Source organism: Stenotrophomonas sp. a6 (assembly GCF_030913325.1).
GTDB classification, from domain to species: Bacteria; Pseudomonadota; Gammaproteobacteria; order Xanthomonadales; family Xanthomonadaceae; genus Stenotrophomonas; species Stenotrophomonas maltophilia.
This window is the reverse complement of record NZ_CP133161.1, coordinates 3202199-3222613: the sequence shown is the minus strand read 5'-3', so window position 1 is coordinate 3222613 and position 20415 is coordinate 3202199. Positions and strand designations below refer to the sequence as shown.

The following is a 20415-nucleotide window of genomic DNA, read 5'->3' as shown; positions in this document are numbered from 1 at the left end:
GTAGAATGGGGCATCCAAGATTACACGCGGTACGCACCGACCATGGCAAAGCCCAACGCGCTGCAGGAACAATTGCTCAAGGCCGGCCTGGCCAAGAAGTCGCAGGCCAGCGCCGCCGCGCGCGAGCAGGCCAAGGCCCGCCAGGGCAAGGCCGAATCGACCTCGGCCGAGGTCCAGCGCGAGGCTGAACGCGTCCGCGCCGAGAAGATCGAGCGCGACCGCGCGCTGGCCGCCGAGCGCAATGCGCAGGCCAGGCAGGCTGAACAGAAGGCGCAGGCGAAGCAGATCATCGCGGCCCATGCCGTGCCCCACAAGGGCGATGACGAGTACCGCTTCAGCGATGGCGCGGCGATCCGCACCCTGCTGATCGACCCCAAGCTGCGCAAGGCGCTGTCGGTCGGCGTGCTGGTCATCGTTGCCCACGGCGACGGTTACGCGCTGCTGCCACGTGCTGCTGCCGAGAAGGTGCGTGAGCGCGCCCCGGAAGCGATCATCGTCGACCACGGCCAGCCGGGCTCGACCGCGGAGATCTCCACCGGCAACGCCGAGGACGACGCCTACTACGCGCAGTTCCAGGTGCCCGACGACCTGGTCTGGTAAGCAAAAAGGGGACGGAGGGGATTAAGTCGCGATCGACCTGATTGAAGCCCTCCACGTTCTGCTCAGATTGCTGAAGATCAGCCGGGCATGGCTCGGCTCAACACAGGTCTGCTCCTTTGTGCGCGGGTGTATCGTCCCCATATCAGGCGACACACCTGCGGAGGATGGCCATGGCCACCGGTTGGGCGGGAGACGGCGCGGTCCAGGACCAGATTGACGCCACCGTCGACGATGCGATTGCCCGCGCGCGGCGCCAGCTGCGGCAGGGCCCTGGTCTGGAACACTGTGAGGAATGCGACGCGCCGATTCCGTTGGCGCGGCGCCAGGCCGTGCCCGGGGTACGGCTGTGCGTGGCGTGCCAGCAGGCGCACGACGACGAAGAGCAGGCGCATGCCGGGTACAACCGGCGTGGCAGCAAGGACAGCCAGCTGAGGTAAGGGGTGTTTTATTGCAGGGCTGCGCCCTGCACCTGCAGAAGCAACGTCAACATCAAAGGCTGGCATTCCGTGGGTTGGCAGGGCGGTGTCGGAGTGCGGGGACGCCGTGAACCCGTCCATGGGGGCTTGGCCGCGGCATCCATGCCGCGGACACCCCGCACTCCGACACCGCCCCGCCTCTGACAGATTTCCGCGATCTGTTGGAACCCGCTGCTGATGCCGACCGTTGGTCGGCACGGGGTCGGATTCAATTTTGACTATCGATATCTGACAGATGTGCCGACCAACGGTCGGCACCCACCAACAGCGCACGGAATCTGTCAGAGGTGGGGCGGTGTGGGTGGGCAGGACCGTTGGCGCCATGGATGGCGCCATCGAGCCCCCATGGACGGGTTTACGGCGTGTCCTGACCACCCACACCGCCCCGCCATCCCACGGAATGCCGCTCTTGATCTTGCTTCGGCTTCGGCCTCGGCAGGTGCAGGGCGCAGCCCTGCAAAGGAAAACCCCCTCAGCCGTCGCCCTGGATGCCGCCGGGGGCCTGTGCCGGGTCGCGCCAGCGCCGCACCGTGCGCTGGAAGAACAGGTTGTTCGGCAGCTGCAGCACCGTGCCCTCGTGGCCGTCGCCGGTCTCCTGCAGCGTGGTGTAGATCAGGTTCACGTCGATCACCCGGCCCTTCAGGCCCGGTTTCTCGCCGTTCTCCAGCACCTCGATGTAGTCATGCAGGCGGAATGGGCGCGTGGTGAAGATCAGCAGCGTGCAGAAGATGTTGGAGAGCACGCTCCAGGCCGCGAAGAAGGCCACCGCACCCACCGCCGCGAAGCCGGTGAACGCGGTCCACAGTACCGACGGCGATGCGCCGAGCAGGCTGAGGATGTACAGGACCGCGCTGAAATAGACCACGAAACTGGTGATCCGGCGCGCGCCCATCACCATTTCCGGTGGCAGCGTGTAGTGCTCGGCGAAGCGGCGGATCAAGCGCCGTGCCAGCACCCGCAGCAGCCACGCGGCCAGCAGGGTGAGCAGGATCTTCACGGCGATACCCGCGTCGTGGAGCCAAGGGTAGGTCCAGGCCGGCAGGTGATCCTTCAGCGACAACATCATGGGGGCGACGACGGGTGGCAATAACGGCCCTCGATGTTACCCGGCGCGTGCGGGGGATTCGACCGGCGGGGTCCAGGCCAGGCAGACCAGCTCCTGGCGGTGCTGCTGCAGGCAGGCGCGGCCGTTGTCGGGGCGCAGCTGCAGTGACAGGCCCAGCGCCTGCAGCAGGACGCAGGCAGCGATCACCAGCAGGGCGGCGCAGGAAGGGCTGGACATGGCAGGACTCCCGGACGGCAGATTCGCGAAGGACCTTCCATGGATGCAGCAGCCGTCGAAAAGGTTGCATGGCATCGGCCGTCGATCGGCTCTAAACCTTTTCCCGGGTCGCCGCATCCAAGCGATATGCTCGACACCACCATGCCCGCGCCGCCCGCCGCCAACGACGCCGTCGACGAACCCGCTCTGGTACGGGCGGCGGCCGCCGGCGACACCGCTGCCTACGAACTGCTGTACCGGCGTCACGCGCCGCGTGTATTCGCTGTCCTGTGGCGGTTGTGTGGCGGCCAGCAGGCACGTGCCGAGGATGCGCTGCAGGAGGCCTTCCTGCAGGCCTGGAAAGCCCTGCCAGGGTTCCGTTTCGAGAGCAGCCTGTCCACCTGGCTGCATCGGCTGGGGGTCAACGCCGCACTGATGGAACTGCGTGGTCGCGCCGCAGGGCAGGATCACGACAGTCTGGAGGAAGTCGATGGCGGCCTGCTGGAACTGGCGGTGCATGACCGTTGCGCGGGTACCGAGCGTGACCTGGAGCGCGCATTGTCGACACTGCCACCACGGGCGCGTGCGGTACTGGTGCTGCACGATATCGAAGGCTGGAAACACCAGGAAATCGCCGAGCAGCTGCAGATGGCTGTCGGCAGTTCCAAGGCACAGCTGCATCGTGCGCGCGGCCTGTTGCGCGCACGGCTGGGAGACATGACATGAGTACACACGAACACGATTCCGATCACGACCTGCTGGCCCGGCTGCGCGCGCTGCCGAACGAGCGCGATGTACCCGCCGATGGCTGGGCACGCCTGTCCGCCCGGCTGCCGCCGCGTGGACCGCAGGCAGCACCCGAGCCAACGGACAACGTGGTGGTCCTGCCGGTGCGTTCGCGGCGCCGCTGGTGGTTGCCGGCCGGCGCTGCCCTGGCGGCCAGCCTGGCACTGTATGTGGTGGCGCCGTGGCGGCATGCGCAGCCGGATACGCCGGCGCCGTCCGCCCTGCAGCTGCAGGCCGCGGCGATGACCGAGCAGTACCAGCAGGCCGTGGCCGCGCTGCCCGATGGACGGGCGCCGGAATGGCAGCCGGCCCTGCATGAACTGGATGAAAGCGCGGCGCAGATCCGTGCCGCCCTGGCGCAGGACCCGCGTGCGCCGCACCTGCTTGGCCAGCTCAAGCGCACCTATGCGTTGCGGCTGGAACTGACCCGGCAGGCGGCCTATGCCGCCGAGTCCGGCCTGACGACCTGAGGAGACCCCCATGACCCGAACCCTGATTTCCTGCTGTGTCGCGCTGCTGCTGACCCCTGCCGTGGCACTGGCCGACACCCGCATCGACGAGCGCCACACCTTGGCTGCGGGCGGTCGCATCGAGCTGAGCAACGTGGCCGGCAAGGTGACCGTGCGTGGCTGGGACCGCAATGACGTGCAGCTCACCGGCACGCTCAGCGACGGCCTGCAGTTGCGCCAGGAAAAAAGCGCCAACCGTGTGCGCTGGGAGATCGAATATCCGCGCCGCAGCAACAACGGCGGTGCAACGCTGGTGCTGAACGTGCCGCGATCGGTGGAGCTGCTGCTGAGCACGGTCAGCGCCAGCCAGGACATCAGTGGTATCGATGTGCGACGGCTGCAGGCCGACACGGTCAGCGGCAGCCTGAGCGCGGCTGGCCGCAGTGGCGACAGCAAGCTCAACACGGTCAGTGGCAGCGTCAGCGCACGCCTGCAGACGCCGAAGCTGGATGTGAACACCGTCAGTGGCCGCATCGAGGCCGGCGGCGGCGTGTCCGGTGATATCGGTGCGCAGACGGTGTCCGGACGGGTCGAGGTCGACGCCGGGCGCGTGCAGCGACTGGCGGTGGAAACCGTCTCTGGCAGCATCGATCTGGCAGCGGCCGGGCTGGCGCCCGGTGGCCGCATCAATGTCGAATCGGTCAGTGCCTCGGTCACGCTGAGCCTGCCACGCACGGTGTCGGCACAGCTGTCGGTGAACAGCTTCAGCGGCTCGATCAACAGCGACGCCGGTCAGGTGGAGCGGCCGCGCTATGGGCCGGGCAGCCATCTCGATACGCGTCTGGGGGGCGGCGATGGAGACATCCGCATCCAGTCGCATTCGGGCAGTGTGCGGGTACGCCTGGATCGCTGAGCACGGTCCGGCAGGCCGCGGCGGCAGCGCCGCCGCGGTCGGTACTGGGTCAGCTGGCTTTCTTCAGCGCCCAGGTGGTGCCGAGGACTTCGATCTTGCCACCGGCCTTGCGGAACGCTGCCAGGTCCGAAGCGATCGAATCGCTGCTGACCACGGTGCTGGCGGCCGCGCCCTTGCGTTCGCTGCGGATGCTGTTGCTGGCCTTCGCGGGGGTCTTTGCCTTGCGGGGCATGGTTGCTCCTGTCAGGTGGAAGGGGAGGAAAGCGCCCAGGCGTCGGCCTGGCGCAGGTAGTCCTGCCGCTCGCGGCGGCAGTCATCGCCGCCCATCGAAAACTGGCGGCAGATCGCCGGGCGCTGCGAATAGATCGTGCAGCGCAGGTGATAGGGATCGATCGCCGCGCACCAGCCTTCCTCGTTGCGCGCCATCACGGCACGGCCGTGGGTGTCGCGTGACAGGAACTGGCCAGGCACGTGGTCGCCGGGCTGCAGCAGCACGGGCAGCCGGCAACAGACCGCGTCACAACGGCGGCAGTCGATGGGTGCAGGTGCTGCGTCAGGTTGTAAGGCCACAGGGGCCTGGCGGGTGCCCAAAGCGGGTCTCGATGGCGGCTCAGGTGCTGCGCGGACCATGAACGAGCCAGGAAGGCATGGCCGCTAGGCCCGCAGGGCGGGCCAGGCTGCACCGTGGACACACACCGGCGTGGCCGGTGGAAGGTGCAGCGGGGTTCTAGCCGACCAAGAGTAACTTAGACCGCGTAACGTTTTGTTAATCCTGGCTGGCTGCCGCCAACGCCAGGCCCTGGACCACGCCCAGCGAGGGCTCGCCGTGGACCATGCGGGCCCCCGGGAAGGCCTCGGCCACGGCCTGGCGCAGGTAGCCGGCACGGGACATGCCGCCGGTCAGGAACACCGCATCCGGGTCGCCCCCGATGTCGCTGCGGACCTGGGCCAGCAGTTCCCGGATCTGCTCCAGGTAGCCGTGGGCGGCGGCGGCCAGGCCATCGGCGCTGCTGTCGGCATGCAGGTCGCGGGCGATGTAGTCCAGCGTGCTGCGGTGCTCGCTGGCGGCGCTGAGGGCGATCTTGGCGCGTTCGACATCGCGGTACAGGCGGGCGGTATTGCCGGTGTCCTGCAGGGCCTGCAGGCGCCCGCCCCACGGCTCGTCGACGTGATCGTATTTGTGCTGGCGGAAGTCGCGCTGGCGCGTCATGTCCTGCACGGTGGCTGCTTCCACATAGTGGTGGGCGGGCACGCGGGTGATGCCGCGGCCGAACAGCGGCATGTAGCTGGACAGGCTCAGCGCCAGATCAATGTCGGTACCGCCGCGGGCGATACCCCACGCGCGGTGGATACGCGGGGCGTCGTCGCCGCCGACTTCGGCATGCGCGATATCGGTGGTACCGCCGCCGATGTCGACGATCACCGCCTGGTGCCGCTCGCGGCTTTCGGCGTGGTAGTGCATGGCCGCCGCGGCGGGTTCTTCGAGGAAATCGATCTGGTCGAAGCCGGCCTGGGTGGCGGCCTCGCGCAGGATATCCAGTGCCTGGTCATTGCCGGCCGCGCCGATCGAGCTGCGGAACTGCACCGGGCGGCCGAGCAGAGCGGCACGCAGCGGCTGGCCAAGCTGGGCGCTGGCGGTCAGGCGGATGTGTTCGAGGATGTGCGCGGCGATGCCGGTGATGGTCTGCTTCGCGCGCGGGTGCAGGTTGTAGCCCAGCATCGACTTCGGGCTCTGCACCAGGTTGCCTTCGTGTTCCTCGAAATAGGCTTCCAGCGCGTCGTCGCCGTAGACCGCGTTCTGCAGCAGGTCGCTGGCGCTGCGTTCCTTGCCGGCGCGGGCCTCCATCCATTCACGGCGCAGGGCGCGCAGGGCTTCACGGCGCAGCGCCTGCGGCGTGCGTTCCTGGCCGGCGACACGGGCTGCACGCGCGGCGCTGTCGATCATCTGCTGCAGCTGGTGTTCCTGGCCGTCGTCGAGCTGGAAGTCGTCCGGGTCGGGCACCACGCCGGGGAAGTACACGCTGGTGCGGAACTGTTCGGCGTCACCGAAACGGATCGGCAGCAGTTTCCCCTCATGCACGATGGCGGCGGCGGAGTTGCTGGTACCGAAGTCGATGCCGAGGCGCATGGGGAGTTCCGGGGGCGGTCAGGGGCCGCGCACTCTGCTGCAGTTCGTCGCCGACTGCAAGTTCCAGCGTCACGGCTGCTCCAGCCGCGGTCATGGCGGCGGCCGGGCACCTGCCAGGGAGCCGGGGCCCCGGACCGGGCGGTTACAATGGCGGCTGTTGATTCACTTTGAGGTACTTGCCGATGTCGTCTGTTCCCGCCTGCCCGCAGTGCACCCTGGAAAACACCTATGCCGATGGCGCGCTGTGGATCTGCGCCGATTGCGGTTTCGAATGGACCGCCGAGGAAAGTGCCGGTTCGACCCTGGTCGTGCGTGACAGCAACGGCAATACCCTGCAGGCCGGCGACACCGTCACCGTGATCAAGGACCTGAAGGTGAAGGGGTCTTCGATCCCGCTGAAGCAGGGCACCGTGATCCGCAACATCCGCCTGGTCGAAGATGATGCCGAGCACATCGAAGGCAACTCGGACAAGATCAAGGGCCTGGTCCTGAAGACCTGCTTCCTCAAGAAGGCCTGATCGGTCTCAGCGCCTGGCCTGCTGCTGCGCGCGCCAGCGGGCCAGGCTGTCGAGCTTGGCCTGGTAGCGTGCCTGCTCCGGTGCACCACCCAGCAGCTGCGCGCGGGTCAGTTCACGGTCGGCGCGCTCAAGCTGCCCGGACAGGAAATACACGCGCGCCAGCCCGAAGTGGAACTGGTGCGCGGTGTCATACAGGCGCACGGCCTGCCGGTAATAGCGGATGGCTTCGGCCAGCTTTCCGGCCTGCTCGGCCTGCGTGCCCAGCATGTACTGCGCGAACGGGTCCTCACGCTGCACCGACTTCAAGCGTCGCTCCAAGGCCTTGGCCTGCGCATCCAGCCCAAGCTGCCGATACAGCGCGCTGGCATTGGTCAGCGCCGCATCCTGGCGACCGTCCAGGCGCAGGGCGCGGTCCAGTGCCTGCCGCGCCGCATCGGTGTTGCCCTCACGGTTGTCGAGCACACCCAGGTTGTTCCAGACCGAGGGGAACGCGCGATCCTGCACGACCGAGGCATCGAAGAACGCGCGGGCGCCGACGAGGTCTCCTTCGGCCATGCGTTCGGCACCTCGATTGTTGTAGAAATGGGCCAGTGCACGCGCGCGGCTGACCGGCTGCGGGCCGTGGCGGTCGTAGAGTACGTTGCGATCGAGGTCGACCGTGGCGTAACGCCCCGCGATCTCCACGCCCGCGTTGACGTGGCCCACACTGTAGACCACGCCGGCGTCCTGGTCCTGGTACCAGGACACGACCTGGCCGACTTCCTGGACGCGGGCCTGGATGCCAGCCTCGCGCGCCAGTGCCACGAACATCAGCGTGAAGGCGAGGCAGTTGGCGCGGCGCTGCTGCCAGACTTCGTCCACGGTGTAGGTCGCGTTCGCGTCGTACTGCAGGTCCAGCCCCTGGCGGCCGAAGATCATTTCCACCAGTGCCTGCAGCCGCTGCTCGCGCGATGAACTGCGGTCGATCACCTGCGCCTGCAGCATCGCGCGCATTGCGGGAGGAATCGCGAAGACCTGTTCCGGTGAGGGGACCTCCACCGGGGTGACGCTTCCGATGGGCGGGAGTGCATCGGTGCGCGGGTGGTCCTGTGCGCAGAGCGGCGCGGCCATCAAAGCGGCCAGGACCACGATGAAGATGCGGGCGGCAGGGCGGTACATGACAGTTCCCGGCAGCGGCGGGCGCTCCCGCCTGCAGCGAGTGTAGACCCGGCGGCGCCGCGCTGCAGTGACCGTTGGTCGGCGCGTGGCCGGTACGGCGTTTCATCCACAACCGATGTGGACCAGCGCTCGACAAAGCTGTGGACAACCGCGTCCAGGCCTCACCGGGCAAGCGTTGTGAGTATGTGGTGAAAAAACCATCAGCTTGCCGCGGGGCTGCGCAGGCGGGATGATCCGGGTATGGATTTCTCTCCGCTGACGCTGGCTCCTGCGCAGTGGCAGGCGCTGCAGGACAGCTACGCAACGCCGCCCCGCGCCTACCACCACTTCGGACACGTACGCGCGGTGCTGCAGCACTGCCAGGACGTGGCTGACGGCCCGGGCTGGCAGAGGCCCGCCGAGGTGTACCTGGCCGTGCTCTACCACGACGCGATCTATGTGGCGGGCCGCAAGGACAACGAAGCGCGTTCGGCGGCGCTGGCCCTGCAGGCAATCGCACGGGCCCCGGAACTGGCCGGCGTCGACGCCGCGCGGGTCGAGCAGTTGATCCTGCTGACAGCCCGCCATGGCGATCTGGGCCCGGACGACGTTGATGCCGAGGCCGCGCTGTTCCTGGACTGCGACATGGCGATCCTGGCCGCGCCCGAGCCGGTGTTCGCCGCCTACGATCGTGGTGTGGCCGAAGAGTACAAAGGGGTCGTGCCGGGCTTCCTGTACCGCGCCGGGCGTCGCCGTTTCCTGCAGGGGCTGCTGCGGGCGCCGCGCATCTTCCTCAGTGACTTCTTCCACCAGCGCCTGGATGCGGCGGCTCGGGAAAACCTGCGTCGACAGCTGGCCCGCTGAGCTGGACCGGTACACTTGGGCCTGCTCTCACCGATTGTCGCTTCCCACTGTGTCCGTCCCTGATCCCGATCCCCGCCCGCTGCCACCGGAAGAGCCCGGTCCCAACGAATGCTGTGGCAGTGGTTGCCCGCTGTGCGTGCTGGATCTGTACGCCGATGAGCTGCAGCGCTATCGCAAGGCGCTGGCCGAGTGGAAGACGCGGCATCCGGAGGCAACGCCATGAGCCGTGCGCGTCCGGCGGCGGTGCTGGCACTGGTGGCGCTGCTGCTGTTCGTGGCCACCGCGCTGTGGACCCAGGTCGCGCGCAGTGATCTGGACTGGGTGCGGGCAACCTTGAGCCTGTACCTGCACGGGCCGTGGGGCCTGGCATTGCGCGCTGCCTACTGCCTGCTGGCGCTGGCCATTGCGGCGCTTGGCATTGCGCTGTATCGCGGCAGCATTGGCCCGCGCCGCAGTGCGGCGGCGCCGCTGTTGTTCATTGTCTCTGCACTGGGGCTGGCGACGGTCGCCATCGGTGACAGCTGGCTGCCTGAAGCGACCCCGCTGCTGGCACCGTTCATCCATGGACTGGCAGCCAACACCGCGTTCCTGTGTGCCAGCGTCGGCATGCTGCTGCAGGCCTGGTATCTGCGCCGCGAACCGGGTTGGCAGTCCGCCGCGGGCCTGCTCTGGGGCTGGGCATGGCTGGCCTTCGTGCTGCTGTGGCTGCATGTGCTGTGGCGCGCCGGGCCGCCGCGTGGGCTGGGCCAGAAAGTGGTGATCGCGGTGATCGTGGGCTGGCTGCTGTATCTGGCGATGGCCCTGTACCGGCGCAGCCGTCGGGCCGCAGCCCACTGAATCCCCAACGGCCTGCGCCGGTACGTGCCGTGCACGCGGCGGCGGCGTATCGTGTGCGCATTCCATCGGGGATGCGACATGAAGCGTGCAGGGCTCGGCAGGGCAATGGGTGTGGTTCTGGCGTTGGCAGCGCTGCCGGCAATGGCGGCGGCCAACGTGCAGCAGTTCAGCCACGGGCGGTTCGAGCAGATTCCGGTGCACATGCCGGCTGGCACGCCGCAGCGTGTGGTGATCTGGTTCCATGAACCCACCGCCGGTGGTGATACCAGCCGCCTTCCGATCGAGGCCCTGCGTGCCGATGGCGCGATGGTCGCTGCCGTGGACATCGGGCATCTGCGCAGCGTGCTCAAGCGCGAGGGGAATCCGACCTGTTCGTTCGGTTCCGGCGACGTCGAGAACTTCTCGCGCTGGTTGCAGGCCTCCCTGCACCTGCCTGGCTACCACCTGCCGCTGGTCGGTGGTGATGGTGAAGGCGCCGAGATGGCCTACACGCTGGCCGCACAGGCCGACACCCAGGTATTCGCCGGCCTGCTGACCACCGGCTTCTGCCCGGATCACAGCCACGAGCGCATGGTCTGCGGCGATGGCGTGAAGCACAACAAGCTGCAGCCTGCCGAGTTGAATTCCCCGTGGCTGAGCGCCGCCGGCGACCATGGCTGCAAGGTTGGCGAGGCCAGCCGCTTCGTGCAGCAGGTGGCGATGGCACGCGAGTTCAAGCGCACCGCGCGCGGCGATGCTTCACCCGGCCTGGTGGCGGCGGCGCGGGTGATCGGCGCGCAGGCCGGCGTCAGCCTGGCACCGCCACCAGCCGCGCTGAAGGGCCTGCCGATAGTGGAAGTACCGGCGACCGGCAGCGGCGACACGCTGGCCGTGTTCGTTTCCGGCGATGGCGGCTGGGCCGGCCTGGACAAGGACGTGGCATCGTCGCTCAACGAGCATGGCGTGGCCGTGGTCGGCATCGACTCACTGCGCTACTTCTGGAGCGAGCGCACGCCGAAGGGATTTGCCACTGACCTGCAGAAGATCATCGATCACTACCGCCAGCAGTGGCACCGCGACAAGGTGATGCTGATCGGTTTCTCGCAGGGTGCCGACGTGCTGCCGGCCACCATCAACCAGCTTGATGCCGGCACCCGTGAGACGCTGGACCGTATCGTGCTGCTGTCGGTGGGCAGGAAGGCTGACTTCGAATTCCATGTCAGCAACTGGCTGGGGGGTGGTGGCGACGGCCTGCCGATCGCGCCGGAAGTGGCCAGACTGCCGGCGGAAAAAACGCTGTGCGTATACGGCGACAAGGATGAGGACGCACTGTGCCCGGACCTGCCGGCCAATGACGGCGTGAGGAAGGTGAAGCTGCCGGGCGATCACCATTTCGGGGGTGACTATGATCGCTTGGCCGAGGTGATCCTCAAGGGCGGGGCGTGAAGCGGAGAGAGTGCGAACCAACGGTTCGCACCCACCAGAACGTGCCGCGGTAATGCCGGGCCATGCCTGACCGCTGTCGCTGGCGTGTCGACCAAGGTCGACACCTACCGGGCGGCAGGTGGTGCCGGGCATGCTCGGCGGTATGGGGCGTCAATTGCGCCGCGGGTCCAGCGAGATCAGGCGCGTGGCATCCAGCAACGCGGCCGGCAGGTGCATGCCGCCGGGTGCTGCCAGATAGCGCGGTCGCCACTGCGGGTCGAACTTCGACTTGAAGCGGCGCAGGCCACTGAAGCCATAGAAGCGTTCGCCATGCCGCGCCAGCAGGCCGGCCAGTCGGTTCCAGCGCCCAGCAAGGCGATGCTGGGCCAGCCCGGACAGCGGCGCCATGCCCAGCGAGAAGCGCGCATAGCCCTGAGCGCGGCCCCACAGGAACAGCTCGATGAACAGGAAGTCCATCGTGCCCTTCGGTGCCTCGTTGACATGGCGCATGAGGTCCACCGACAGCTCGGCACCGGCCGGTGCCTGCCACAGGTTGGCGAATGCCACGATCTGGCCCTCGGCTTCGACCAGTGCCACCGGGAAGCGCGCCAGGTAATCCGGATCGTAGCTGCCCAGCGAGAAACCCTTCTCGTCGCCGGCCTTGTCTTCCAGCCACGCGTTGGAGATCGCGTGCAGGCGGGGAAGCAGGCTGGGAATCTCTTCCACCGGTGCCACGCGGAACGAAAGGCCCCCGCGCTTGCCACGGTTCCAGGCCTGGCGCAGATCGGCGCGTTCGCGGCCTTCCAGGCCGAAGTCGTGCAAGGGCACGATCGCTTCCTCGCCCAGCTTGACCAGGCCCAGGCCCAGGTCGAGATAGGTCTGCCAGTAGGTCTCGCCCACCTGGTAGAACACCGGGCGCAGGCCGAGCCGGTCAGCTTCCTCGCGGAAGCGCCATATCAGCGCGCGCGCCACATCAGGCGGGCCGACCGGATCGCCCATCGCGATCAGCGAACCGCCGTAGCGCTGCATCATCACAAAGCCCTGTTTCGCATCATCGCGCAGCACCGCCTTGTCGGCGGTCAGTACCAGGCAGGCCTGGGTATCGGTGGCACCGGCCAGTACCGGCGCCAATGATTGCAGCGTGGCCTCGTCGGCGGCTGGCAGCGGGCTGCGCGTACTGTGCAGCAGCCGCGCCAGGCCGAACATCACCAGCGCGATCGCCACCACCAGCAGCGCACGCAGCGCACGCGGTGCGTTGCCGGATATCGCAAACTGCCACCATAGTTCGTTCTGGTACTCGACATGGCTGTAGGTGAAGAACAACAGCCAAGTGACCGCCACCAGTACCAGGCCGAGGTTGCGCAGCCATGGCCACGACCATGCTTCATCGAGCAGCGCGCCCTGGCGGTAGAACTCGCGGCGTGCGGCCCACAGCGCCATCGCCACCAGCAGGGCGGAGACCGCGATCAACGGTTGGCCACCGCGCAGCCACAGTGGCAACGGGGTGATCACGCACACGGCCATCGCCAGCATCCATGCGGCATGGCTGCGCCGGGCCAGGCCCTGGCCGATCAGCAGCAGGGCGACGCCGCTGAGACTCCCGATCAGATGGGACGTTTCCAGGATCGGCAGTGATGCGTTGACCAGGTGACGGCGCGGCGTGGGCAACGTGCCGTCGATGACCAGCGCAGCACCGATGCTGAACACCGCCAGCGCGATGATCTGCGGCAACCATGGGCGCAGCGCGTTCCAGCCGGCACGGGTTGCCCCGGCACTGGCCTGCAGCGGCTGGCGCAGCGCGGGTGCAAGCGCGAGCAGGGTGGCCAGCAGCAGGGGCAGCACGTAGTAGGTGACGCGGTAGATCAACGCCGCGGCCAGCACTGCAGCCGGTGCCACCTGTGGCAGCAGCTTCAGCAGGCTCCATTCGAACACGCCGAGGCCGGCGGGCACGGTCGAAACCAGGCCGGCCAGCACCGCGACCAGGTACAGGCCGACGAAGCCGGGCAGGCCGGTCGGCGTCGAGTCCGGAAGCAGCACATAGAACGCGGCACTGGCCAGCACCAGCTCGATCACGCTGAGCACGGTCACCCCGATCATCGTGCGCCGGTCGGGCAGCCACAGCACATGGCCGAACACGCTGAACTGGCGTCCATCGCGGCCGACCAGCAGCAGGGTGGCCGCATAGGCCAGCAGCGCGACGATGCCGACGATGCGCACGGCATCGGGATTCAATGGCAATGCCAACGCTGCCGCCGCCGGTTCCATGCACAGCGCCACGCTGATCAACAGCCATGCACCGAATACGAAACCGAGCGTGCTCATCAGCACCACCTGGCCAATCTGCGCCAGGTCCAGGCCGGCGCTGCGGTAGCCGCGCAGGCGCACCGCGCCACCGGTCAACGCGGCAAAGCCCACGGTCTGGCCCAGCGTGTGTGCCAGGAACGCGGTGATGCCGACGCGCGCGGGGTGCACGCGGATGCCGCTGCGACGCAGGCCGATGGCATCGAAGCCGATCAGGCAGGCGTAACTGGCCAGGCCGAGTACCACGGTGAGCGCGATCTGCGTGCCGCTGAGCTGCCGGAACGCCTGGCGGATCGCACGATAGCCGTGCTCGTCGAACTCATTGGCCAGGCCGTGCAAGGCCAGGGCGAGGATCAGCAGCGGGATGACGATGGTGAGGACCCGCTTCCATGCCGGGGTGGAGGGAGCGGTGGCGGGGTCGGTGGTTTCGGTCATCGGCGCAAGGGTGCGTCAGGGAGGGCGAGGGCGGTGTCAATGCAGCCGTGGCGCATCGTGCGCCTGTCGCTGGCATTTGACCAGCGTCGCTGTCGGAAGCCGGTAGTGACCGTGTGTGGATGGCTGCCCTGCACCCATCGTTGACCGGTTTGGAGGACAATGCAGGCCTGATCACCCGCAGGAGCCACGCCCATGATGGAGCGTTACGACGTCGGACCGCGCATGTCCGAAATGACCGTGTACAACAAGGTCGCCTACCTTTCCGGCCAGATTCCGGAAGACACCAGCCAGGACATCACCGGGCAGACCCGGCAGGTGCTGGCCGAGATCGACAAGCTGCTGGCGCTGGTGGCCAGTGATCGCCAGCACGTGTTGCGCGCCGAAGTGTTCCTGGCCGACATGGCCGATTTCGACGGTATGAACAAGGCATGGGATGAGTGGGTGGTGGAAGGTGCGACCCCAGCGCGCGCCACGGTCGAGGCCAAGCTGGCCCACGCCGACTGGAAGGTCGAAATCGTGGTGACGGCGGCAGTGCCGTAACGGCGGGGTCACCTCCCAGCAGTGGAGGGGGGGTAGAGTCGACGGTTAGTCGACTGTCGCGCGCAGCGCGGGGTTTTGCGCCGCCGGAACGAAGAGCAGTCGACTAACAGCCGACTCTACCCCGCCGCTCCACCGCCGGTTGGTCTGGTGGCTAGGCCGGCACCAGCTCGATGCAGTCCACCGGGCACGGCGGGATGCACAGCTCGCAGCCGGTGCACAGATCGGCGATCACCGTGTGCATGTACTTGGCGCCGCCGACGATGGCGTCCACCGGGCAGGCCTGGATGCACTTGGTGCAGCCGATGCAGTCGGCTTCCACGATCAACGCCACCTGCGGCGCCTTGTGCTCGCCGCGCGAACGATCAAAAGGAATCGCCGGTACGCCCAACACCTGTGCCAGCGCGCGTGCACCGGCATCGCCACCGGGTGGGCAGCGGTCGACGCCTGCCTCGCCGCGCGCCATCGCCTGCGCGTACGGTCGGCAACCGTCGTAGCCGCATTGCCCGCATTGAGTCTGCGGCAGCAGGCGGTCGAGGCGTTCGGTCAGGGGTGGGATCAGGCTCATGCGTGGCGAAGGCTGCGCGTCGGGTTACTTCAGGGGTTTGCCGCGGAACCAGCGCTCGTGGGCCAGCGCCAGCATCGGCTTGTCTTCGGAACTGTCACCGTAGGCATGGATGCGCACGTAACGCGACAGATCGAACTGGCGACGGATGTGCTCGACCTTGCGCGGGCCACAGTCGCCACCGGCGTAACGGCCGGTCAGGCGTCCGTCCTGACATTCCAGCCGGTTGCAGATCAACTGCAGGCCCAGCTGCTCGCACCACGGCCGCAGGTACAGGTCCAGCGAGCCGGACACGATCACCACGGTGTGCTGCTGTTCCTTGTGCCAGCGGATCTGCTCCAGCATTTCCGGGCGCACCACGTCGGGCAGGAACTCACGCGAGAAGCCGGCGGCCAGGGTGGCGATGTCGTCACTGTGGCGGTCGCTGAAGGTCAGGCGGGTGACGCGCGCGCGGATGCGTTCGGCCGAGATCAGCTTCAGCTTGTACGCGAGCAGCCACGGGCCGACCTTCCACCACGCCTGCGCCAGCTGTTCGGTGGTGGCCACGCGGCGCAGGAAACGGCCATAGGTATCGCAGGTGGTCACGGTGTGGTCGAAGTCGAACAGCGCCAGTTCCATTCCGTTGCCTCCCATCGCGTTGCCTCCGCTGGCCAATGCTGCCGGCGGGCGCGGCCGAGGCCACGCCCGCTGCGGGCATCAGCGGACCGGCATGCCCGGCTGCGCGCCGCTGTCGGCGTCCAGCAACGCCAGCGCACCGCCGTCGAAGCCGGCCGACAGGATCATGCCTTCGCTCAGGCCGAAGCGCATCTTGCGCGGGGCCAGGTTGGCGATGAACACCACGCTGCGGCCGACCAGCTTCTCCGGCTCGCCGTAGCTGCCACGGATACCGGAGAAGATCTGGCGCTTGCCCAGTTCACCTGCATCCAGCTCGAAGCGCAGCAGCTTGTCCGATCCTTCCACGAACTCGCAGACCAGCACCTTGCCGATGCGCAGGTCGAGCTTGGCGAAATCGTCGATGCCGATGTAGGCCGGCGCGTCGGCGCTCTTTGCGTCGTCCTTGGCCGGGGCCGGGGCGGCCGGCTTGGCGGCGGGGGCAGCGGCAGCCGCCGGCTGCAGGGTGTCCTTGGAGGCGTCGATCATGGCGTCAATCTTCTTCGGGTCGATACGGGTGAACAGCGGGGTGTACTCGGTGATGCGGTGTCCCAGCAGCGGCTGTGCCAGTTCGGTCCAGTCGTTCACCGGCGCGGCCAGGAAGGCCTCGGCCTGCGCGGCGGTGGCCGGCAGCACCGGCTTCAGGGCGGTGACCAGCACGCGGAACAGGTTCAGGCCCTGGCTGCACACGGCCTGCAGCTGCGCGTCGGCGCCTTCCTGCTTGGCGATGACCCACGGCTTGACGTCGTCGATGTAGCGGTTGGCTTCGTCGGCCAGGGCCATGGTCAGGCGGATCGCCGCGGCCGGGTCGTTGCGCTCGTAGGCTTCACGGATCGGCGCCAGGCCGTCGACGAAGCGCTGGTACTGCGCCGCATCGGGCAGCTGCGCGGCCAGCTGGCCGTCGAAACGCTTGCTGATGAAGCCGGCGCAGCGGCTGGCCAGGTTGACGAACTTGCCGACCAGGTCGGCGTTGACGCGGGCGATGAAGTCACCCAGGTTCAGGTCGAGATCGTCGACGCCACCGCCGGACTTGGCGGCGTAGTAGTAGCGCAGCGCTTCCGGTTCCAGGCCGGCATCGAGGAAGGTACGCGCCATCACGAAGGTGCCGCGCGACTTGCTCATCTTGGCGCCGTCCACGGTCAGGTAGCCGTTGACGTGCAGGCGGGTCGGCGCGCGGTGACCAGTGCCGTGCAGCACCGCCGGCCAGAACAGGCCGTGGAAGTTGACGATGTCCTTGCCGATGAAGTGGTGCAGCTCGGTGCTGGTACCGGCGCGCAGGTGCGCTTCGAAGTCCTCGCCGATCCTGCCGCACAGGGTCTGGAAGCTGGACAGGTAGCCGATCGGCGCGTCCAGCCAGACATAGAAGTACTTGCCCGGCTGGCCGGGAATCTGGAAGCCGAAGTACGGCGCATCGCGCGAGATGTCCCACGCGCGCAGGCCACCTTCGGCATTGAGCCACTCACCCAGCTTGGCCTTCACGCCCGGCAGGGCGACGTCGCCGGCCAGCCATTCGCGCAGGAACGCGTCGAAGTGGCCCACCTCGAAGAAGAAGTGCTCCGAATCGCGCATTTCCGGCGTGGCACCGGAGATGACCGAACGCGGTTCCTTCAGGTCGGTCGGCGCATAGGTAGCGCCGCACACTTCGCAGTTGTCGCCGTATTGGTCGGGGCTGCCGCAGTTCGGGCAGATGCCCTTGACGTAGCGGTCGGGCAGGAACATGCCCTTGGCCGGGTCGTAGAACTGCGCCACCGAACGGCGGCTGATGTGGCCGGCCGCTTCCAGCTTCAGGTAGAACTGCTCGGTCAGCGCCTTGTTGGCCGCCGAATTGGTCGAGTCGTAGTGGTCGAAGGCCACGCCGAAGGCGGCGAAGTCACGTTCGTGGCTGGCCTGGATGTTGGCGATGAAGGTTTCCGGGGTGACCCCGGCCTTTTCCGCGGCCAGCATGATCGGCGTGCCATGGGTATCGTCGGCGCAGACAAACCAGGCCTTGCCGCCACTCATTCGCCGCGCACGCACCCAGATGTCGGCCTGGATGTAGCCGACCAGGTGGCCCAGGTGCAGCGGGCCGTTGGCGTAGGGCAGGGCGGTGGTGACGAGCGCGGTACGGGTCATGGTCGCGGGGTGAAGCCGAGGGGAACCGCAGAGTATCGCATGCCCGCAACGAGGTGACCCGGCCGAGGCCGGGTCACGGGGATGAAGCGGGGGCCGGGGCGCTTATTCGCGCTGCCAGGTCTGCGCGCGGCAGATGAAGGCGATGCAGCCGGACACGTCCAGCCGGGTGCCGCCGGGCTGCAGTTCCATCTTCGACTTGTAGGTCTTGCCGTTGGCCGGGTCGAGGATGGTGCCACCGGACCACTTGTTGGCGCCGTCGGCCTTCAGGTTCCAGAGGATGGTCATGCCCTTCACCGGCTTGTTCCTGTTGGCGCCTTCACAGCCGTCACAGACCGGGTTGGGGCCCTTGTCCGAGTGCAGGATGTCGACCACCTTGCCGGTCAGGGTGCCGTTGGCGGCCTGGGTGATCTCGACGATCGACTTCACCTTGCCGGTCTTGTCGTCGATGGTCTTCCAGCGGCCGGCGGCGCCATCGGCGGCCTGCGCCGAGAGCGCGGCCAGGCACAGCGGCAGTGCCAGCAGCAGGGTCTTGAAGGTGTTGCGCATGGTCCCCTCCCAGGGTTCATTCCGGCACGGTGCCGGTACGGGTCGACTGTATACCCATTCGGCGGGGTATGGGGAAGAGGGGCGTTGCAGGGCTGCGCCCTGCACCTGCGGTAGTGCCGGCCGCTGGCCGGCAACCTCAAAAGCAAAGGCAGCTATCCGTGGGATGGCGGGGCGGTGTGGGTGGGCAGGACACGCCGTAAACCCATCCATGGGGGCTCGATGGCGCCATCCATGGCGCCAACGGTCCTGCCCACCCACACCGCCCCACCTCTGACAGATTTCTGCGGCTGTGGGTAGGTGTCGACCTTGGTCGACACGGTAGATCCATGCCATGCGTGAATGAGGTTTTGGTTGCGGCGATGGGGTCAGATCCCTTTTCCGTCGGAAAAGGGATCTGACCCCCGGGGACGTCAACCGACTTCGTACAACTCCAGCGGCAGGTCGTCGGGGTCGGCGAAGAAGGTGAAGCGTCGGCCGGTGTATTCGTCCACGCGGATCGGTTCGCAGGCGACACCATGCGCGGCCAGGCGCTGGATGAAGGGTTCCAGTGCAGCCACCCGGAACGCGAGGTGGCGCAGACCCTGGGCCTCCGGGCGGCTGGGACGGGGCGGCGGCGAGGGGAAGGAGAACAGTTCCAGCTGGCCGCCGTCGGGCAGGGCCAGATCGAGCTTCCAGGAATCGCGTGCGGCGCGGTGGTTCTCGGCCAGCACGCGCAGGCCGAGGATGCGCACGTAGAAGTCCTTCGAGCGTGCGTAGTCGCTGCAGATCAGAGCGGCGTGGTGGATGCCCAGCAGGGCGTCGGAACCGGGGGTCATTGCAGGGTGTCCAGCCAGCGCTGGGCGATCTTCTGCGCCAGCGGATAGGGTTCGGGGTCGTTGCGGTTGGTCAGCACGATCACGGTCAGGTGCTTCTCCGGGTGGCGCACGATCACGTTGCGGAAGCCGATGCTCTCGCCGCTGTGCCATTGCACCGGGCCGTTCAGGCGCCAGCCGAAACCGTAATGCGGCACGTCCGGTTCCGATGTGGTCGTGGCCGGGCTGAACATCGCGCGGCGCGAGGCCTTCGACAGCAGGCGGTCGTCGTACAGCGCCGCATCCCAGCGGGCCAGGTCGTCCAGCGAGGAGTAGATCCCGCCGTCTCCCAGTACAGCGCTGGTAGTGCTCTGGTCGGTGCGCTGCCAGCGGCCATCGATCCTGCTGTAGCCATAGGCGCGTGTGGCGACCGTGTCCACGCCGTCCTGGTGGGCCACGGTATGCGCCATGCCCAGCGGGCGGAAGATGCGTTGTTGCAGGAAGGCGGCGAAATCCTGGCCGGATGCGCGGCCCACGATCAGTGCCAGCAGTGCATAGCCGCTGTTGCTGTAGCGGTACTGCGTGCCCGGCGCGAAGTTCAGCCGGTCCTGGCGCGACAGCAGGGCCAGCACATCGGCATCGTGTACCTGCCGCGTGTCTGCCGGGTCCATCAGGTCTTCGTAGTCGAGCAGGCCGCTGGTATGCGAGAGCAGGTGGCGGAGGGTGATGCCCGCTGCAGCCGGTGGCAGCTCGGGCAGCCACTGCCGGGCCGGCTGGTCCAGCCCGAGCCGGCCGTCTTCCACCAGCAGCACCGCCGCAGCGGTGAACTGCTTGCTGACCGAGGCCAGCCGGAAATTGCTGGCGGCTGTGACCGGGGTGCCGTCTTCGACCACCGCAAGGCCGTAGCCACGGCGGAACACTGGCTGCCCGTCATGCAGCACCAGCACTGCGGCGCCGGGCACCTGGCCATCGTAGGCCTGCATCAGGCCGTCGATACCGGCATCCGGTGGGGTCAGCACCGGTGCGGCGGCGCCCGCCAGAGGCAGCAGGCCCAGCACGGCGGCGAACAGGGCGACGGCAGGGCGCATGGTGGCTCCGGAAGCG

The 20415-nt window shown here is 67.9% G+C and carries 24 protein-coding genes; 11 read left to right on the top strand and 13 right to left on the bottom strand.

Annotated elements, in window-relative coordinates; translation table 11 throughout:
• Positions 1 to 42 precede the first annotated feature (42 nt).
• On the top strand, positions 43 to 600 hold the full coding sequence (locus Q9Q79_RS14930) for a DUF2058 domain-containing protein (RefSeq protein WP_005410573.1): 558 nt from the start codon (positions 43 to 45) through the stop codon (positions 598 to 600).
• 170 nt (positions 601 to 770) lie between these two features.
• The gene (locus tag Q9Q79_RS14925) at positions 771 to 1037 is read left to right on the top strand and encodes a DksA/TraR family C4-type zinc finger protein (protein ID WP_005414219.1); all 267 of its coding nucleotides are present in this window, start codon (positions 771 to 773) and stop codon (positions 1035 to 1037) included.
• A gap of 511 nt (positions 1038 to 1548) precedes the next feature.
• Here the strand turns inward: Q9Q79_RS14925 and Q9Q79_RS14920 are convergent.
• Positions 1549 to 2142 carry a mechanosensitive ion channel family protein gene (locus Q9Q79_RS14920; protein ID WP_005410571.1) on the bottom strand — a complete coding sequence of 198 codons (594 nt, stop codon included), beginning with the start codon at positions 2140 to 2142 and terminating at the stop codon, positions 1549 to 1551.
• Positions 2143 to 2178: 36 nt separating this feature from the next.
• On the bottom strand, positions 2179 to 2358 hold the full coding sequence (locus Q9Q79_RS14915) for a hypothetical protein (RefSeq protein WP_044570681.1): 180 nt from the start codon (positions 2356 to 2358) through the stop codon (positions 2179 to 2181).
• 126 nt (positions 2359 to 2484) lie between these two features.
• Here Q9Q79_RS14915 and Q9Q79_RS14910 point away from each other — a divergent pair, with 126 nt between their 5' ends.
• The 3 genes from Q9Q79_RS14910 to Q9Q79_RS14900 are packed head-to-tail and all read left to right on the top strand — an operon-like array spanning position 2485 to position 4485.
• Positions 2485 to 3063, top strand: a complete 579-nt coding sequence (locus Q9Q79_RS14910) for a sigma-70 family RNA polymerase sigma factor (protein WP_012480954.1) — start codon at positions 2485 to 2487, stop codon at positions 3061 to 3063.
• Positions 3060 to 3593, top strand: a complete 534-nt coding sequence (locus Q9Q79_RS14905) for a hypothetical protein (protein WP_012480953.1) — start codon at positions 3060 to 3062, stop codon at positions 3591 to 3593. The genes Q9Q79_RS14910 and Q9Q79_RS14905 overlap by 4 nt, the downstream gene beginning before the upstream one ends.
• 10 nt (positions 3594 to 3603) lie before the next feature.
• Complete coding sequence (locus Q9Q79_RS14900) at positions 3604 to 4485, top strand: DUF4097 family beta strand repeat-containing protein (RefSeq protein WP_012480952.1); 882 nt, start codon at positions 3604 to 3606, stop codon at positions 4483 to 4485.
• Positions 4486 to 4534: 49 nt separating this feature from the next.
• On the opposite strand, the gene Q9Q79_RS14895 is transcribed toward Q9Q79_RS14900, so the two are convergent.
• From Q9Q79_RS14895 to Q9Q79_RS14885, 3 genes are all read right to left on the bottom strand, one after another.
• Positions 4535 to 4717 (bottom strand): hypothetical protein, encoded by a 183-nt coding sequence (locus Q9Q79_RS14895; protein WP_005410566.1) that lies wholly within the window; start codon positions 4715 to 4717, stop codon positions 4535 to 4537.
• 11 nt (positions 4718 to 4728) lie between these two features.
• Positions 4729 to 4980, bottom strand: a complete 252-nt coding sequence (locus Q9Q79_RS14890; RefSeq protein ID WP_005410565.1) for a YkgJ family cysteine cluster protein — start codon at positions 4978 to 4980, stop codon at positions 4729 to 4731.
• 271 nt (positions 4981 to 5251) lie between these two features.
• A complete protein-coding gene (locus tag Q9Q79_RS14885) occupies positions 5252 to 6613 on the bottom strand; it encodes an Hsp70 family protein (RefSeq protein WP_201864150.1) in 1362 nt (453 codons plus the stop codon).
• A gap of 182 nt (positions 6614 to 6795) precedes the next feature.
• Here Q9Q79_RS14885 and Q9Q79_RS14880 point away from each other — a divergent pair, with 182 nt between their 5' ends.
• Positions 6796 to 7131, top strand: coding sequence for a zinc ribbon domain-containing protein YjdM (locus Q9Q79_RS14880; RefSeq protein WP_005414225.1), 336 nt, complete (start codon positions 6796 to 6798; stop codon positions 7129 to 7131).
• 6 nt (positions 7132 to 7137) lie between these two features.
• Here Q9Q79_RS14880 and Q9Q79_RS14875 read toward each other — a convergent pair whose 3' ends face one another.
• A complete protein-coding gene (locus tag Q9Q79_RS14875; protein ID WP_012480949.1) occupies positions 7138 to 8289 on the bottom strand; it encodes a transglutaminase-like domain-containing protein in 1152 nt (383 codons plus the stop codon).
• A gap of 240 nt (positions 8290 to 8529) precedes the next feature.
• Between Q9Q79_RS14875 and Q9Q79_RS14870 the strand changes: the two genes are divergently transcribed.
• From Q9Q79_RS14870 to Q9Q79_RS14855, 4 genes are all read left to right on the top strand, one after another.
• Entirely contained in the window at positions 8530 to 9132 is a 603-nt protein-coding gene (locus tag Q9Q79_RS14870; RefSeq protein WP_005410561.1) for a hypothetical protein, read from the top strand.
• A 49-nt stretch (positions 9133 to 9181) separates the two neighbouring features.
• Complete coding sequence (locus tag Q9Q79_RS14865; protein ID WP_050550426.1) at positions 9182 to 9355, top strand: oxidoreductase-like domain-containing protein; 174 nt, start codon at positions 9182 to 9184, stop codon at positions 9353 to 9355.
• Positions 9352 to 9969, top strand: a complete 618-nt coding sequence (locus Q9Q79_RS14860; protein WP_012480946.1) for a DUF998 domain-containing protein — start codon at positions 9352 to 9354, stop codon at positions 9967 to 9969. The genes Q9Q79_RS14865 and Q9Q79_RS14860 overlap by 4 nt, the downstream gene beginning before the upstream one ends.
• A gap of 78 nt (positions 9970 to 10047) precedes the next feature.
• Positions 10048 to 11394 carry a virulence factor family protein gene (locus Q9Q79_RS14855; protein ID WP_201864152.1) on the top strand — a complete coding sequence of 449 codons (1347 nt, stop codon included), beginning with the start codon at positions 10048 to 10050 and terminating at the stop codon, positions 11392 to 11394.
• 150 nt (positions 11395 to 11544) lie between these two features.
• Here the strand turns inward: Q9Q79_RS14855 and mprF are convergent, their stop codons facing one another.
• Entirely contained in the window at positions 11545 to 14109 is a 2565-nt protein-coding gene (mprF, locus tag Q9Q79_RS14850) for a bifunctional lysylphosphatidylglycerol flippase/synthetase MprF (protein ID WP_012480944.1), read from the bottom strand.
• Positions 14110 to 14301: 192 nt separating this feature from the next.
• Between mprF and Q9Q79_RS14845 the strand changes: the two genes are divergently transcribed.
• Entirely contained in the window at positions 14302 to 14649 is a 348-nt protein-coding gene (locus Q9Q79_RS14845) for a RidA family protein (RefSeq protein WP_005410556.1), read from the top strand.
• 151 nt (positions 14650 to 14800) lie between these two features.
• Here Q9Q79_RS14845 and rnfB read toward each other — a convergent pair whose 3' ends face one another.
• The 6 genes from rnfB to Q9Q79_RS14815 form a co-directional block, all read right to left on the bottom strand.
• Complete coding sequence (gene rnfB / locus Q9Q79_RS14840; protein ID WP_005414142.1) at positions 14801 to 15214, bottom strand: Rnf electron transport complex subunit RnfB; 414 nt, start codon at positions 15212 to 15214, stop codon at positions 14801 to 14803.
• Positions 15215 to 15238: 24 nt separating this feature from the next.
• Entirely contained in the window at positions 15239 to 15829 is a 591-nt protein-coding gene (locus Q9Q79_RS14835) for an HAD family hydrolase (protein WP_201864153.1), read from the bottom strand.
• Between the two features lie 78 nt (positions 15830 to 15907).
• Positions 15908 to 17974, bottom strand: coding sequence for a methionine--tRNA ligase (gene metG / locus Q9Q79_RS14830; protein ID WP_049395543.1), 2067 nt, complete (start codon positions 17972 to 17974; stop codon positions 15908 to 15910).
• 102 nt (positions 17975 to 18076) lie between these two features.
• Entirely contained in the window at positions 18077 to 18520 is a 444-nt protein-coding gene (locus Q9Q79_RS14825; RefSeq protein ID WP_012480941.1) for a DUF2147 domain-containing protein, read from the bottom strand.
• 410 nt (positions 18521 to 18930) lie between these two features.
• Positions 18931 to 19335: a VOC family protein gene (locus Q9Q79_RS14820; RefSeq protein ID WP_005414138.1), complete on the bottom strand. Its 405-nt coding sequence runs from the start codon at positions 19333 to 19335 to the stop codon at positions 18931 to 18933.
• A complete protein-coding gene (locus Q9Q79_RS14815; protein ID WP_043035453.1) occupies positions 19332 to 20399 on the bottom strand; it encodes a serine hydrolase domain-containing protein in 1068 nt (355 codons plus the stop codon). Before Q9Q79_RS14815 ends, Q9Q79_RS14820 begins: the two co-directional genes overlap by 4 nt.
• Positions 20400 to 20415 lie beyond the last annotated feature (16 nt).